This window comes from Anaerolineales bacterium (assembly GCA_030583885.1).
Taxonomy (GTDB): domain Bacteria; phylum Chloroflexota; class Anaerolineae; order Anaerolineales; family Villigracilaceae; genus Villigracilis.
The window spans coordinates 3,553,577-3,569,533 of the sequence record CP129480.1 but is presented as its reverse complement, the minus strand read 5'-3'; the positions used below and the strand labels follow the sequence as shown (position 1 = coordinate 3,569,533).

The 15,957-nt window shown below is 53.2% G+C and carries 13 protein-coding genes; 10 read left to right on the top strand and 3 right to left on the bottom strand.

Annotated features, from left to right (window positions below; translation table 11 throughout):
• The first annotated feature begins 4 nt into the window (after positions 1 to 4).
• Genes QY332_17890 through QY332_17880 form a run of 3 tightly spaced genes read left to right on the top strand, consistent with a single transcriptional unit; the run spans position 5 to position 1,718 of the window.
• Positions 5 to 577 (top strand): sigma-70 family RNA polymerase sigma factor, encoded by a 573-nt coding sequence (locus QY332_17890; GenBank protein WKZ35486.1) that lies wholly within the window; start codon positions 5 to 7, stop codon positions 575 to 577.
• A 3-nt stretch (positions 578 to 580) separates the two neighbouring features.
• Complete coding sequence (locus QY332_17885; GenBank protein ID WKZ35485.1) at positions 581 to 1,423, top strand: DegV family protein; 843 nt, start codon at positions 581 to 583, stop codon at positions 1,421 to 1,423.
• A gap of 19 nt (positions 1,424 to 1,442) precedes the next feature.
• Complete coding sequence (locus QY332_17880) at positions 1,443 to 1,718, top strand: hypothetical protein (GenBank protein WKZ35484.1); 276 nt, start codon at positions 1,443 to 1,445, stop codon at positions 1,716 to 1,718.
• 20 nt (positions 1,719 to 1,738) lie between these two features.
• On the opposite strand, the gene QY332_17875 is transcribed toward QY332_17880, so the two are convergent.
• A complete protein-coding gene (locus QY332_17875; protein ID WKZ35483.1) occupies positions 1,739 to 2,092 on the bottom strand; it encodes a hypothetical protein in 354 nt (117 codons plus the stop codon).
• A gap of 81 nt (positions 2,093 to 2,173) precedes the next feature.
• Positions 2,174 to 2,857, bottom strand: coding sequence for a glycosyltransferase family 2 protein (locus QY332_17870; GenBank protein WKZ35482.1), 684 nt, complete (start codon positions 2,855 to 2,857; stop codon positions 2,174 to 2,176).
• Positions 2,858 to 2,933: 76 nt separating this feature from the next.
• Here QY332_17870 and QY332_17865 point away from each other — a divergent pair, with 76 nt between their 5' ends.
• The 7 genes from QY332_17865 (at position 2,934) to QY332_17835 (ending at position 11,669) form a co-directional block, all read left to right on the top strand.
• On the top strand, positions 2,934 to 4,265 hold the full coding sequence (locus tag QY332_17865) for an AAA family ATPase (protein ID WKZ35481.1): 1,332 nt from the start codon (positions 2,934 to 2,936) through the stop codon (positions 4,263 to 4,265).
• Between the two features lie 35 nt (positions 4,266 to 4,300).
• The gene (locus QY332_17860; GenBank protein ID WKZ35480.1) at positions 4,301 to 5,053 is read left to right on the top strand and encodes a glycerophosphodiester phosphodiesterase family protein; all 753 of its coding nucleotides are present in this window, start codon (positions 4,301 to 4,303) and stop codon (positions 5,051 to 5,053) included.
• A gap of 118 nt (positions 5,054 to 5,171) precedes the next feature.
• On the top strand, positions 5,172 to 7,904 hold the full coding sequence (locus tag QY332_17855) for a glycoside hydrolase family 3 N-terminal domain-containing protein (GenBank protein ID WKZ35479.1): 2,733 nt from the start codon (positions 5,172 to 5,174) through the stop codon (positions 7,902 to 7,904).
• Between the two features lie 76 nt (positions 7,905 to 7,980).
• On the top strand, positions 7,981 to 8,997 hold the full coding sequence (locus QY332_17850; protein WKZ35478.1) for an ATP-dependent Clp protease proteolytic subunit: 1,017 nt from the start codon (positions 7,981 to 7,983) through the stop codon (positions 8,995 to 8,997).
• A 175-nt stretch (positions 8,998 to 9,172) separates the two neighbouring features.
• Complete coding sequence (locus QY332_17845; protein ID WKZ35477.1) at positions 9,173 to 9,772, top strand: peroxiredoxin-like family protein; 600 nt, start codon at positions 9,173 to 9,175, stop codon at positions 9,770 to 9,772.
• Between the two features lie 3 nt (positions 9,773 to 9,775).
• Positions 9,776 to 10,936 carry an ABC transporter permease gene (locus QY332_17840; protein ID WKZ35476.1) on the top strand — a complete coding sequence of 387 codons (1,161 nt, stop codon included), beginning with the start codon at positions 9,776 to 9,778 and terminating at the stop codon, positions 10,934 to 10,936.
• A gap of 4 nt (positions 10,937 to 10,940) precedes the next feature.
• A complete protein-coding gene (locus QY332_17835; GenBank protein ID WKZ35475.1) occupies positions 10,941 to 11,669 on the top strand; it encodes an ABC transporter ATP-binding protein in 729 nt (242 codons plus the stop codon).
• Between the two features lie 29 nt (positions 11,670 to 11,698).
• Here QY332_17835 and QY332_17830 read toward each other — a convergent pair whose 3' ends face one another.
• Entirely contained in the window at positions 11,699 to 15,823 is a 4,125-nt protein-coding gene (locus QY332_17830; GenBank protein ID WKZ35474.1) for an adenylate/guanylate cyclase domain-containing protein, read from the bottom strand.
• Between the last annotated feature and the right edge of the window lie 134 nt (positions 15,824 to 15,957).

Here is a 15,957-nt window from a genome sequence, read left to right as displayed (position 1 = left end):
TCATTTGTCGGAACAGGAATACAACGAAGAGGAAGTTCTTGCGCTTGCTTCAAAAGGCGACCGTGATGCCTTCGGTCAACTTTATGAGCGTTATGTGGAACGCATCTTCAATTATGTATACTACCGCACCGGAAATCCTCATGATGCGGAGGATCTCACTGCCCGTGTCTTTCAGCGGGCGATGAATCACATCAGGAATTACACCGACCGCGGCGTTCCGTTTTCGGCATGGTTGTATCGCATAGCCCATAACCTAGTTGCGAACTGGCATCGTGACCGCAGCCGCAAGCAGGAAATTCCGCTGGATGACCTGCCCATTTTGCCGACCAAGGGCGATCATCCTGAAAAGAACCTGGTCCGTTCCCAAGAGCAGGAGGCGTTGTTGCGAATGATCCGCAAACTGCCCCCCGAGCGGCAGAATCTTTTGATCTTGAAATTTGTGGAAAACCTGTCAAACGCTGAGATCGGCGCGATCATGAGAAGAAGTGAGGGAGCCGTGAAAAGCCTGTACCATCGTACGTTACTGGCTCTTCGCGATCAATTGGAAGACCAAAACTTTAACCTTGAAGGAGAGTAAACCATGTTGAGAATTGTGACCGACGGCGCAGCCGACCTCCTCCCCCAATGGGAGAAGGAATACGGCATTGATACGATCCCGGTAAATATTTTGTTCGGGGAAAAGTCGTATCTTCAGGGGGTGGAATTGGATAATGAGGGTTTTTACAAACTGGTGGACGAGAGCAAGCGCGTTCCCAAAACCTCCCAACCCTCCCCGCATCAATTTGTTGAGTTCTACCGCAAGATCGCTCAAAAGGGCGATACGATCCTTTCCATTCATATCACCGCCAAACTTTCGGGCACCTACGCCTCCGCGGTTACCGCTGCCGAGGAATTAAAGGGCGAGTTCAATGTCATTCCGATCGACTCGGCGTGTGGTTCGCTGGGTATTGGGATGATGTGCCGTGAAGCCCGCAAGATGGAGCGCGCCGGTAAAAGTGTCGATGAGATCGTCAAGTATGTGGAGGACATCAAATCCAAGGTGCGCGTTATCTTAACGCTGGATACACTTGAATATGCAAAAATGTCCGGACGCGTGGGTACGCTTCAAGCCGCACTCGCATCTGTACTTAATGTAAAGCCAATCGCGGTCCTGCGCGACGGCGTATTGAACATGACGGAAAAAGTCCGCACACGCAAAGCAGCCCTGGATCGTGTCATTGAAATGGCGAAGGAGGAGTACGGTAAACAATCTGTATATCTTGCGGTGGTGCATGCGCGTGATTTAAAATCAGGCCAGGCGCTGTTGGATGAGGCGAAGACTCATTTCACCTGCAAGGAAACCATGATCAACGACCTGTCCATTTCAATCGCGGCAAACCTCGGCCCCGGTACGGTTGGGTTGATCCTCTACCCTGCGGATTAAATGATGAATAGGGAATAGCATGGCGAAGCGTACGACAGACCTGACCCGTAAAGAAAATCTGGATGCAATCGAGGCACATCTTGCCGGGGCCTTGAAGCTTGTACCGCCTCCGAAGGATATTGTCCAACGCCTGCAGGACCGCATCCGGGTACCCAACCGTCAGGAAATTAAGGTACGCCTGGGGGATTGGCGCAGATTGTTTTTCGTCTTTGGCGGTGTCATGTCTGGGATGCTTCTGATTGTTACGCTTGCGCGCACTTTCTATTATCTGGTTGGGCGTAAAAGCGGATTGTAAGCCTTTTTTGGCAGTAGACCCTACTGATCCTGAAGATCAGTAGGGTCTACTGTTTTATTTAACCAATCGCACAATACACGCGCTTCTGCAACAAGATCCGCTTCAACGGGCAGTTTGAATTCCTCGGTGACGCGCAAGGTCAAATGGTCAGCGACCAGTTTCAGGTCGGGGGGGAGAAGCGGTTCATCCTTGATGAGATGTAGGAGATCGTACGAACTCGTGCTTGGGGGACGAATCCCTTTGCGGGTGAGGTAGTCCCGAATGGCGATACCCGCCGCGCGCCGAGCGCAGACCCGCGCCTGCCCCTCATTGCCGCGTGCACGGGCCTTCTCCGCATTATCAAATTCGTTTTGGAGTTTCTGTTTCCATTCCATATTCTAAATTATACATGGATGTTATCGACCAGAAATGAGGATGACAACATCCATGGGCAAGCGGGGGGCCGCTTTTTTTGATTAATCCACAAACCTGTATTTGAGCAATGTCCAAACCGCTGCAAAGGCGTCGTGTAATTTTATCTTCTTGCCTTGTGTATAATCGCGGGGATTGAAGGTGATCGGCACTTCGAAAATCCGATACCTGCGCTTAAGCATTTTTGCCGTGAATTCAGGCTCAAAGTCAAAGCTGTTGGCACGGAAGGTAACCCCCTCAATGACCTCGCGTTTAAATACCTTGTACCCTGTTTCCATGTCGGTCAGAATGGTATCGTACAGGACGTTGGTCATCAGGGTCAGGGATTTATTGGCAATCATGTGCCAGAACATCGTTACCCGATGGGCGCGCCCCAGAAAGCGAGAACCGTAGACCACTTCCGCAAGTCCTTCCTCAATGGGTTTCAATAGTTCGGGATAGTCGCGCGGATCGTACTCCAAGTCAGCATCCTGGATTAGAAGCACGTCGCCCTTTGCCGCAGACATGCCGGTCCGCACTGCCGCACCTTTGCCTTTGTTTTGCTCATGCAGGATGACGCGCACTCGCTTTTTCTTTCCCAATTTTTTCAGGATGTCGCGCGTGCCGTCTTGCGAACCGTCGTCAACGACAATGATTTCATGGACGAGTTTTGTGGCCTGTACGCGCTTTAAAATGGTTTCAATGCTTTCAACTTCGTTGTAAACCGGGATTATGACGGATAGTTTCATATGAACTGGATTATAAACGAAAAGAAGTATAATCAACCTGATATTTTAAATTTTCCGTTTTGGATTGGTGACCATTATGACGAGACAAACAGGACAACTCTCCGTCCCTGCAGGTGGGTTTTCGCCTCCGCAGATCAACAGCCTGGAAGACACGGGTCTTTCGCCCCTCTGGCTTCAAGACCTGATCCTTAAAGTACTCTATTTTCGCGGTTATTTGACAGGTTTCAAAATTGCCGAAGAGATCACCCTGCCTCTTGCAGGGGTGACAGACCATTTACTCACCATATTGAAGCAGGAAAAGTTTATTGAAGTGAAGTCTTCCCAGGGCGGTCTGGGCGAAGGCGCGTATACCTATGGCATTACAAGCCAGGGCGTGCTGCGTGCGCGCGAAGCCATGGAACGCAGTCAATATGCGGGTCCGGCACCTGTGCCGTTTGAAGTGTATAACGAGGCCATCCGCCGCCAGAAAAGCGGACGGTTAACTGTTACCACGCGCACCATGCGGCAGATCCTCTCCCAGTTGGTGATTTCTGAATCAACCTTCCAGAGGCTGGGACCCGCCCTTAATTCAGGTTCATCCATTTTTATGTATGGTCCGCCCGGCAATGGGAAAACCAGTATTGCGCGTGCATTTGGCAATCTTGTCCTCAGCCAGAATATGTACATTCCCTACGCCTTGTATCTGGATGGACAGGTAATCAAGGTGTATGACGCGGTCAGCCACAGCATTGCGCCCGATGCCGAAGCAGGCGTTGCGGCAAGCTCCACAGGTGGCCTGCGGACCAGCCCACGCCGCGATCCGCGCTGGGTAAAAATCCGCAGGCCGTTCATCGTCGTCGGCGGCGAACTGACCCTTGAAGGCCTCGACCTTGTATTTGACGACACGACCAAATTCTATGAAGCGCCGTTTCAGGTGAAAGCCAACGGAGGCATCCTCTTGATCGACGACTTCGGACGCCAGCAGGTACGGCCGCGCGATTTGCTCAACCGCTGGATCGTGCCGCTTGAGAACCGGGTTGATTACCTGCGCCTGCATACCGGGCGCAAGGTGGAAGTCCCCTTCGATGTCTTGATTGTCTTCTCAACCAACCTCCCGCCAAAAGACCTGGTGGACGAAGCCTTCCTGCGCCGCCTGCGTCACAAGATTGAAATTGGCGACCCATCCTTTGAGGAGTACCGCGAGATCTTCAAACGCGTGGCACAGGATCGGCATATCGAATATAACGATCAAGGCCTGGCATATCTTTTACAGGAATGGTATATCAAACGCAACCGTAAACTGCGCGCCTCGCATCCGCGCGATTTGTGCGACCAGCTGATCGATATTGCATCCTACCTCGCTGTTACGCCCGTCATGAGTCGCGAAATGATCGACCATGCCGCCAAGGCGTACTTTGTGGATATTTAAAAACCGCCTCGCACTTGACCCGAGCCCGAATTATCATGTTTGAAAATTTTCCCCATCCCATCCTTCTCGCCCACCGGGGTGACCTGGCGCACGCGCCGGAGAATACCCTGCCGTCATTTTCGCAGGCCATCCGGAAAGGCGCGGACGGTGTCGAGTTGGATGCGAAGCTAACCGCCGACGGTCAGGTTGTCGTCATTCATGACGCCGCCGTGGACCGCACAACAGACGGCAGCGGAAAGGTTTCGTCATTATCCCTTCAAGAGATCCGCACATTGGATGCCGGTGCGTGGTTCAATGAAAAATTTGCGGGCACTAGGGTTCCTTTGCTTGAAGAGGTGTTTGAAACGGTCGGCAGGGAGAAATTGATCAACATCGAATTGACCAATTACAATTCCCCGCGCGATGGATTGACCCAAAGAGTCTGTGAACTGATCAAGCGTCACAACAATCAAAAACAGATCATCTTTTCATCCTTCTTCGCGTCCAATTTGAAAATTGCCGTACAAACCCTGCCCGAAATCCCGCGCGGTTTGCTTGCCATGCCGGGGTTGCTTGGTTTGTGGGCGCGCTCTTTTGGGTTCATGTTTGGCGATTACCAGGCTTTGCACCCGCATATTTCAAGCGTGAGCAGGGAGCAGGTTCAGCGCGCACACCGCATCAGGCGGCGCGTACATGTGTGGACGGCGAACACGCCCGAGGAAGTGACGCGGCTCAAAGAGTGGGGTGTGGATGGTATCTTCAGCGATGATCCCGAGATTGCCCTGCAGTCGCTTGGGAGGAGCATGTGAGTCTGTCCGAATGCCGGAAGCAGGCTCGGGCGGGGAGTGAAGCGAGTATTCTCATGACGCCGTTCCTCGAGCGGCGTCCGTTTTGTCTTAAAGCCAGATCGTGTTATAAGAGCAGTCCATGCGGTTAACTCGAATTATTTTCCTGCTTGTTTTCCTTGTGACGCTTGCACCTGTTTCGGCGCATGCGCAAACTTCCACGCCGCCTCCCAGGGTTCGATCCATTTTGAATTCGATGACCCCGGAGGAACGGATTGGGCAATTGTTCCTGGTCTCGATCAATGGAATGGATGCCACGACCGCCTCGCAAATTCATACCCTGATCACCCGCTATCATGTGGGCGGTGTGGTTTTGCAGGCAGGGAATGATAATTTTTCAGCGACGGATACACTTGTGCAAACCCATGCGCTGGTTGATGAGTTGCAACGCCTGGAATGGGATACCTCCATTAATGCAGAAGCAAATCCCGTGACCGGGGAGAAAAATTCCCTGGCCTATGTTCCGCTCTTTATTGGGATTGCGCAGGAGGGCGATGGCCCGCCGACCGATCAAATCTTGAACGGTTTGACACCCCTGCCGAGCGAGATGGCGATTGGTGCAACCTGGAATGCGGACCTTGCTCAAGAGGTGGGCGAAGTGCGCGGGCGCGAACTCGCCGCGCTGGGCTTTAACGTTTTCTTCGGTCCCTCCCTGGATGTGCTGGAAACCCCATCAAGTTCAGGCAGCGACTTGGGCACGCGTGTTTTTGGTGGAGATCCATTTTGGGTGGGTGAAATGGGCCGTGCGTTTGTCAACGGCTTGCACAAGGGCAGTGACAAACAATTGCTTGTGATCGCGAAGCATTTCCCGGGTGTGGGCGGCGCGGACAGGCTTCCCGAAGATGAAGTTTCCACGGTCCGAAAATCGCTGGAGCAGTTAAAGCAGATCGAACTCGCGCCGTTCTTTGCGGTGACCGGCAATGCGGTTTCACAGGATACCACCGTGGACGGACTGCTTGTTTCGCACATCCGTTATCAGGGATTTCAGGGAAACATCCGCGCAACCACTAAGCCGATCAGTTTTGACCCGCAGGCACTAAGCCAGATCATGGCGCTGCCTCAATTTTCGGATTGGTATTCCGCTGGCGGTTTATTGATCAGCGATAATCTCGGCACGAGTTCAGTGCGGGAATTCTATGCGTCTGGCGGCGGACAATTTTTTGCGCGGGTTGTCGCGCGGGATGCCTTTCTGGCCGGGAACGATATTTTATATCTTGGAAATATAAAGTCCAATGACGCACCGGACACATACACCACCACCATTCGCATTCTCGATTTCTTTGCCCAAAAATACCGCGAGGATCCCGCCTTTGCACAGCGTGTCGACGCATCCGTGGCGCGTATTCTTGCAGCAAAACTCGATCTGTACGGAAATTTCACCCTCTCCAATGTGCTGGTGCCGGATGCTGGATTGGACGAAATCGGCACAGGTACCGACATCACTTTTGCCGTGGGGCGCAACTCTGCGACGCTCATCAGCCCGGACCTGCAGGACCTTGCCTCCGTGCTTCCGCTTCCACCTCAGCCGAACGAGAGACTGGTATTTATTACCGATGTGTTCACAATACGACAATGCACAGACTGTGCTTCTCAAACCCTGTTGGCCATGGATGCGCTGGAAAATGCCGTCCTTCAGCTTTACGGACCTCAAAGTGGAAATCAAGTGGAAGGATTCAGGCTGACATCCTACTCGTTCCAGAATTTACAATCCCTGCTGGATACCCCCGCTGACACCACGCTCATGGATGAAGACCTCGACCGCACCCAGTGGATTGTCATCTCGCTGACCGACTCGTCGCAGGGACAACCTGCACTCATCAGCCGCTTTTTACGCGAACGCCCCGACCTTTTTCGCGATGTGCGTCTGGTCTTGTTTTCCTTCGGTGCGCCCTATTATTTTGATACGACCACTATTTCCAAGTTCAGCGCCTATTATGCGCTGTATAGCAAACAGCCGCAATTTGTGGATGTCGCCGCGCGTTTGCTCTTTCAGGAGTTGACGCCCATCGGCGCCTCGCCGGTATCTGTCTCGGCAGTTGGATATGACCTCATCTCTGTGATGGCGCCGGACGCCGGGCAGATCATTCCGCTCTTTATAGACCTGCCGCCTGTTCCGATACCCCCCGGCTCTTTGCTTACACCTGAGCCGACCCCAATCCCGCTCTTCCGCATTGGGGATACCATCGCCATCCGCACCGGCCAGATCAAGGACAGCAATGGGCACCCTGTCCCGGATGGGACCGTGGTGCAATTCTCCATGCTGCTGACCGGGGAGGGGGGCGGCATCCTGCAGCAAGTGGATGCGGTTACCATACAGGGGATTGCGCGTGCGTCTTTCGGTTTGGATAAGCCCGGCCTGCTCGAGATCCGTGTTGCCAGCGAACCTGCCACCATCTCGGAGGTCCTGCAGTTGGACGTTTCACAATCCGGTGCAGTCGCGGTGACAGTGGTCGTCCCTGAGCTGACCCAGTCCATCGTGCAGACTCCCGAACCGCAAATTGTCGCAGAAGTGAATCCCTATATTTCCGAAGATGGGTATCCGCACTTCCCGGCCTGGGTTGTTGCCATGCTTGTCATCCTTGCCAGCGCAGGGCTTTCCTACTTTGTCGCCATCCGTGTCACGAACCGCCGCTCTGCCTATCGGTGGACACTGGGAATCCTGCTGGGCGGCTTGTTTTCATATAACCTGCTTGTATTTGGTTTGTTTGGAATAACGAACTGGCTGATGAATGCGGGACTTTCGGGAGTGATCGCCTTTGTGTTCCTGGGGGAATTACTCGGCTTTGTGGGCGGCTGGCTGTGGTCGCACAGGTAGATGGAACTTTCGTACAATCATGATTTTTGAAAATGGTGTTACCATCCGGCCTATCTTAAGGTTAGGAGATTAATGCATGGCAAAAAACAACAAGAATAATGATCACGGGGAAAAACAACCCCCCATCCTGTTCGCGAAGACACAGGCCATTATCAAACAGGCCAACAAAATGTTGGGCGGCACTCTGGTGACATATTTCAATAATCCGCGCGGAAGCGTCTGTCACGATGACGTGCTGGCTTTATTTGAATTGCTTGAAAAGATCGGGCATCAGGAAAAGATTTATCTCTTCATCAAATCCAGCGGCGGCAACGGACAGGCATCCCTGCGGATCGTGAATCTCCTGCGTCAGTATTGCAAGGAGGTCGTGGCGGTTATTCCGCTGGAATGTGCTTCCGCCGCGACCATGATCACGCTCGGTGCGAACGAAATCCATATGGGACCGATGGCCTACCTGACCTCGGTGGATACGTCCCTGACCCATGCGCTCTCCCCGATCGACCGCGACAATGACCGTGTGAGTGTCAGCCTGGATGAATTGAACCGCGTCGTGAAATTGTGGCAGGCTCAAGGGTCCGATACGAGCGAGAATCCATATCAGCAATTGTTCGCGCATGTGCATCCGTTGGTCATCGGCGCAGTGGACCGCGCTGAATCCCTATCCATCATGCTTTGCAAGGAATTGCTGGCCTATCATATCAAGGAGGAGCAGGTCGCCGAGAAGATCGCCGCCACGCTAAATTCGAAATACCCTTCGCACGGATACCCGATCCTGTTCGAGGAAGCCAGGCGCATCGGGCTCAAGGTCAGCCATCTTTCTCCTGAGATCAATACACGCTTACTGGAATTGAATGAGTTGTACAGCGAGATGGGCCAGAGGGCTACAACGGACTTCGACGACACCCATGCGCACGGAAATGAAATCCTGAATATTTGGGAATCCACGGGCGTGCTGGTGTATTACCAGCAGGACAAGGATTGGTTCTATCGCACTGAGGAGCGCCGCTGGATCTCACTTAATGATAACAGCAGCTGGCGGCGCATGGCAAAGATGGGGAATAAGGTGGAGAAATCCATCCTGCACATCGCGTAGTTTTTTATGGAGCATACACGATTTGTATGCTCCATGTTTTTTGTTTGGGATATACAAATAATTACCCTTTGCAAAACATTGACAAAACATGAACAATCTGATATAGTCAATCTATTCGATTTTGAAGAATCCGTGTTTTGCAGTGCGGATTTTATTTTGTGAGATGAAGGAAGATATGGCAGTAAAAATCCAACTAAAATTCAATGACCCTGCGCCAGACGTGGAATTGCTCGACGCAGAAGGCAAACCTGTGCAGCTTTCCTCCTTGTGGAAGAAGGAAGTATTGGTACTTGCCTTCACGCGCCATTATGGTTGTCCGCAATGCAAGGAGATGGTGGATCAGCTATTTGACGCGCACCAAGCCCTGACTGAGAGGGGATTGCGCCTTGTGGTCATTTCCCATGCCTCGGCAGAATCGGCCAAGGCATTCTGCGAAGAGCGTGCGCCAAATGCGGTCTGCCTTGCAGACCCAAACCGGGCTGCATACCGCGCCTATGGTCTGTATCGCGGCAATATATGGCAGACCCTGCTTTCTCCGCGCATCTGGCTTTCCAACCGCAAGCTGGCGCGCCGCAAAGGCTACAAACCTGAATTTCCTCAACAGGGACAGGACGCCTATCAAAGGTCCGGTACGTTCATCATCGGCAGGGACGGACGCATCCGCCTGCCCTACTATTATGAAGATATCGCCGATCATCCACCCGTTGACCTGATCCTGCACGGCATCATGGGCGCGGATTGGAAGAAACCGTTTGATGCGAAGCCGGTGGTGTAAACCATGAAAAACTTGTTTCTTGCAAACTATCTTGCCGTCAAGGAAATCATCCGGAACCGCGGACGTTTCCTGCTTGTGGCTTTTGTGATCGCGCTCATTACCCTGCTGGTGTTGTTCATTGCCGCGCTGGGTGAAGGGCTTGCCAATGGCAACCGTCAATATGTGTCAAATCTGGACGCTCAGTTGATCGTCTTTTTGGATAAATCGGATTACATCATTTCCGCCAGCCGGCTGGACACGAAAACGATCAAATCTGTCCGCCGTGTGGAGGGGGTGGCGGATGCAGGCGCAATCTACACGTCCAGTACGGAGATCGTCTCCCTGGAGGAGCCTTTGAAGGTATCCATGCTGGGCGCTGAGCCCGGCAGGCCGGGCATGCCGCCCATCATCCAGGGACGTGAGTTCCGCATTGGAGAAGCCCGCGAAGCGGTCATTGACCGCAACGTGGCCTTGCGCTCTGATATTCAGGTTGGGGATGTGATCGAGATCCGTTCCACGCAGGGGACGGAGGATACATTCTTCGAGTTGACAGTCGTCGGTCTGGTGGATGGACAATCGTATTTCTTCCAGCCCACCATATTTGTCCCGCCTGCCACATGGGAAAAGATCCGCCCACAATCCGAATCGGAGTTGACCAGCGACACCCCGTATCCGAACATCATCGCAGTGAAGCTGGTTGATCCTTCACAGGCGGATGACATGTCGTCGCACCTGGTTGACAAAGTTTCAAATATCGAAGTTGCGGATATTCCGACAACCATTAATAACATTCCCGGTTATTCCGCACAACAGGGTACTGTCCAAACACAGGGCGTATTCACGCTGTTGATCGGCATCCTGGTTATCGGCGGTTTTTTTCAAATCCAGATCCTTCAAAAAGTCCCGCAGATCGGCGTGTTGAAAGCGATCGGCTCGTCCAATGGAGTGGTCGGGCTGTCAGCGGTGATCCAGATCATTGTAGTGACCGCCCTCGGGGTTGGGATTGGAGGCGGATTGACATTTTTATTTTCACTTGGATTCCCTCCGACGATCCCGCTGGTTTTTAACGGGGCACGTTCATTGATTGCGGTCCTCCTGCTTTTGGCAATTGGTCCGCTTGGCGGGATGGTGTCCATTATTTATGCAGTACGCATCGAGCCGTTGAAAGCGCTCAGATTGGGATAATCGCATGTCAAATATCGCACTTGAAGTTTGTGATTTGGTTAAATCGTTTTCGCTGGATGGCGCAACCATCAACGCGGTGGATGGCGTTTCGTTTCAGGTAAGGTCGGGCGAATTTGTAGCTCTGGTGGGACCCAGTGGTTCCGGCAAGACCACCATGCTGTCCATGCTTGCGGCTTTGCTCACACCCACCAGCGGACGGGTTTTGATTGATGGGCAGGACCTCGCCTCAATGGACGAGAAGAAGCGTGTAAAACTGCGCCGCGAGAAGATCGGTTTTACATTCCAGTCTAATAACCTAATCCCGTTCTTGTCCGCGCGTGAGAATGTGGAATTCATGCTCCGTTTGAACGGCAGGCTGGATCATGCAAGCCGTTTGCGTTCGGATGAATTGCTGGCGCGTCTGGGATTGGCGGAGAGGCTGCATAACCTGCCTGCGCAAATGTCCGGCGGACAGCAACAGCGTGTGGCGATTGCGCGTGCGCTGATCCATAGTCCGGCCGTGGTGCTGGCAGATGAGCCGACCGCATCCCTCGATACCGAACGTGCCTTTCAGGTGGTGGAAACCTTTGCCAACCTTATCCACGAGAATGGGCGCGCAGGCATTGTTGTGACGCATGACCTGCGGATGTGCCAGTTCGTGGACCGCGTCCTGCAAATGCAGGACGGAAAACTGGTACGTGTGTACGAGGATAAGGATGAGATCATGGAGCTTGCACGCGGCACGATCCATTGAGCACAAGTGATAAAAAGGCTCCCGAGTGATCATTCGGAAGCCTTTTTATATTCCTCCAACAGCTTTTTTGTATTCAGCATGTCATATTGTGCCCGCGACGATGTGAACAAGTCAAGCGCTTTTTGCAGGTATTCCCTGCGGATTTCGCCCTCAGAGTGTTTGCCGATCTCGCGCAGGGCATTGGCTTCGTCCCAGGGCATGGAAAGACGACGCGCGGCTTCTGCACTGGAATGCCAGTGTTTGAAGGCTATGGTATGTCTCTTATCCATCCATGCCTGCGCGCCCTGGTAGTAGAGCAGCGCGGGTTCTCCAATCAGGAAGGCGGGTCTGTATTTCTTAAGTAGTTTGATGATCGTTTTGAATGACTTCCTGATTTCACTGTTTGTGCGCAAACCGCGAACATCAAATGTCTTTCCCTGCTCGTGGATTTCAGACACCACCTGCGCCATGGTGCGGTACGCCATCAACAGCGAATAGACCTGTGGAGGCAGGGACTGCCCGATCTGCCAGGCATTTGAAAAATGACTGATCGCTTCAGCCTCCCTGCCCAGCCGCCAGTTGGCAATCCCTCGGATACAGTTCAAATGGACAAGGTTGATCGGGGTGGGATCGAGACTCTCGCCGTCCTTGACGTTCTCAAGGGCCTGCTCGAATTCCCCGCGGACGATGTGCAGGAAGGAAAACCCGTACGTTAACCAGGTCAGGTGCAGATGATTTCCAGATTGTTTTGTTTGGACCAGCAGGTTGTCGTAATACCTCTGGCTTAGTTCAAAATCGCCGCCGCGATAATATTCCATGCCTGCCAGCACGACTTCGGCATTGCCCTCGATCTGTCTGTCGGATGTGCTTAACGCAAGTTCCTTCGCTTTTAGCAGGGACGTACGTGATGCTTCCCACTCCGCCACACCGAGTTTGTATGTGCCCACTGCAAGATGTGTCCACATTTGCGAGCGTGGATTGTCGACCTGCGCCGAAGCATGTAATGCCTTCTCGGCATACTGCTTAGCCAGCGAATGGTAGGGGATAAACCCCAGGATCGCGCTTGTGGTCCCCAATGCCCATACCCTCGCAGGAGACATGCTGCCACCATCCTCGGAAATGTTTAAACTCCGCAGCACGTGATACAGCATTGGCAGAGTTTCCAGTTTGATGTAATTAACATAGCCGAGATGGGTAAAGGTCTGCGCGGCCTCCTGGAGTTCCTTGTCCTTCCTTTTCAACCGCCCGATAAAAAATCCGGGGAAACGGCGGTGCAGGCTTTGGATGAGCCACTGCCACAGTACGCCAAAGATGATCCCGGTGGTTGTCGTTGGACCGGGATGGTTGAGAAGCAGGGTGGCTTTGCGGAAGGAGCCGCGTGCGGAGTCCATCTCGCCGAGGCCCATCTGCGCTTCACCTATGGACCTCAACCAGTATGCCTGTTTAACGAGAGACAGATTGGCATCTCCGGCAGTCTTCGCTTTTTCCAATGCCTGCGAGAAGAATTGGATGGCTTCACGATATGCGCCGTTTCGAAAAGCCATCTCACCCGCTTTTTCAAGATACTCGATTGCTTTTTGAGGCACATCCGCCTGTTTCCAATGATGGGCAAGCACAGGATAGTAGGTGACGATATCGCGCACGAATGAACCCTCGTACCATTCTGCGATGGCGCGGTGCAGGGAGCGTCTCTGCGAGAAGAGCAGCAGGTTGTATGCCACTTCCTGGGTGATGATGTGCTTGAATAAATAGGAGGTTTGAGGGTCGGGAGTGTCCAGGATGGTCAGCTCCTGTCTCTCGAGATGGGAGAGATATTCAGGCAGGTGGGTCACTTCCGATTTAATCGGATAGATCGCAGATAATTCCTGGAGGGCAAACACGCGACCGATGACAGATGCAACTTTCAGCGTGAGTTGATGCGGGGGCGGCATCCTGTCTATGCGGCTGGTGATGACCCCCTCCAGCGAGCCGGGCAGGTTCAGATCATCCAATTTCCCGGCCCTGGGCGTGATAGTGCATTGGTTGTTTTTTATTTCGATAAAACCGCTGTCCCGTAATGCGTAGGCGAGTTCTTCGCTGTAAAAGGGATGACCCTCCGCCTTGTCGCGGATGAAGGATACGAGTTCATCGGGCAACATCTTTACTTCCAGGCGCTGGCATAACAGTGTTTCAATGTGTATATTACCGAGCGGTGCCAGCGGAAGGAGGCGCGTGGATGGCATTTCGCGTATTTGCACAAATTCAATCGGCGCGGCATTTCCCAACGGGCGCATCGTAATGATGATGAGTAACGGATGGACGCGTCGTGCTGCAAGACTCAACAATGCCCATGAACCCGAATCCAGCCAGTGCACATCCTCGATCACCAAAACAATGGGAGATGTGCCGGCAACCTTCTCAAGCCTCTCTATGATCAGCTTGTGCATTGCGCTGGCGCGTGCATCGCCGATCACATTCCTGGTGCTTTCATTGTCAGGGATCATAAAGGGCAAAACCGCACTGAGCAGGGGAGCGCGTTCCTTTAGGTCTTCATCGTCCTCGATCATTTTCTCGAAGAAGAGCTTTTGTTCCGTCACGCTTTCCTTTTCATCGAGGTTGAATATTTTTCCAGCAATATTATTCCATACATGGTAGGGCGTGCTTTGTTCGATGGCTTCGGCAAGCCCCAGCAGGACGTTTACATTCATCGCATCCGCCTGGCGAAGCAGTTCCTCCACCAGCCGTGACTTTCCAAGCCCCGCCTCGCCTTCAATGACGACAAGCCTGCTTTCTTTTGTGACTAGCGCGCGCAGGGCCTCCGCCAGCGCAAAGCGTTCGTTCTCCCGCCCGATCATATCCGTCAATGCGATCTGGCCCATGTCTTTTGCGTGGCGCGCCTGCGGTACAAAAACAGGTACGGGGTGTGATTTTCCGCGCACGCTGATCGGTGGCAGGGTAATGAAGTCCACACGATTTTTTGTACTTTCGTGTGTGCTTGAGTCGCATAAAATAGGCACTTCACTTCCATCCGGCGCATTCATCCCCGCGGTAAGCGCGTGCATTAGCCGCGCCGCCAAATTTACCGAATCGCCGTTGATCGTATATTCCCTGCGGGTCGTGTTTCCGATCACGCCGCAAAAGATTCGTCCGCTGGTGACGCCGATGTAGGAACTCAAGCCGAGTTCCATGATCGCGGTGTGGATGTCCTGTGCGGCGAGCACGCCGCGCAACGGGTCGTCTTCGTGGGAAAAGGGGGGCAGGCCGAATGCCGCCAAAAGGGATACGCCCTTTTCGTCCACTGCGATCTTGTTCACGCTGCCTTCGTACCGGTAAATGACACTTTGTAATATTTCCGATATTCTTTGCGCGGTATCTGTATCCGTCCCGTGGGTCATTTCGGGAATGTTGATAAAAAGGCTGGTGACACGCCGTAGTTCTGCCAGCCAGTCGGACTGTCCCGCGTCAATGCGTTTTGCGATCGCGCCGGGGATGTAGGATCTTAATGCCGGGATGCTGTTTTCCTGCAGGTCAAAGACGCGTTCCGCCTCCCCTGCGACCTTTGTGCTGATCCCGTCCAGCAAGACATGCCCATCCTGGACATGACCTCCCCATGCATGCTCCTTGAGCTTTTCCCATGCCTGCGGAGAGGTAATGATCTGCCCGGGTTCAAGCGATAGTTGCGCCCTGGCCACTTGGTCAATGGCATCCCCCGTGATGACAACCTCCCAGCGGTTGAACACCCCGCCAAGCCCCGTCAAATCGACCTGCCCGGCGCAGATCGCGATTCTTGTGGAGAGGGTACGGTCTCCGGCGCGGAAATTCTCCAGCTTTTTGCGTGCTTCCAGCGCGGTTTGGGCCGCGTGTAGGGTGGCTTCTTCCAGATTGTCGTTTTGCCAGATAACCAGCAGCCCGTCCCCGGCAAACTTGATGATATCCCCGCCATAGGCCTTGATGATCTTGATCCACTGCCCGTAAAAATCATTCAATACCGCGGAAATATCCTCCGCGCCGGAGGGTCCCTTTGCCGCGAATTGTTCTGTCAGCGCGGTGAAGCCTGAAATATCCACGAATAGAACTGCCGTTGAATAATTTTCCGCAAAAGGTTTATTGGGCGGAGTTGGGTTGCTTAAAATACGGCTCTGTAAAATGTCGGGGATATAACTCTTCAGGGTGTCAATCAGGGATGCGGAGGTCATTCACTTGGTACCTTGTTCAAATTATATCGCAGGATGTCGGTGCAGCCTCCCCCCGCAACAAACGAAGAGAAGCATCCAGAGCCATTGACTCTGGATGCTTCTCCTACTTGCTTATCGCTAAAAGCTAATCGTTG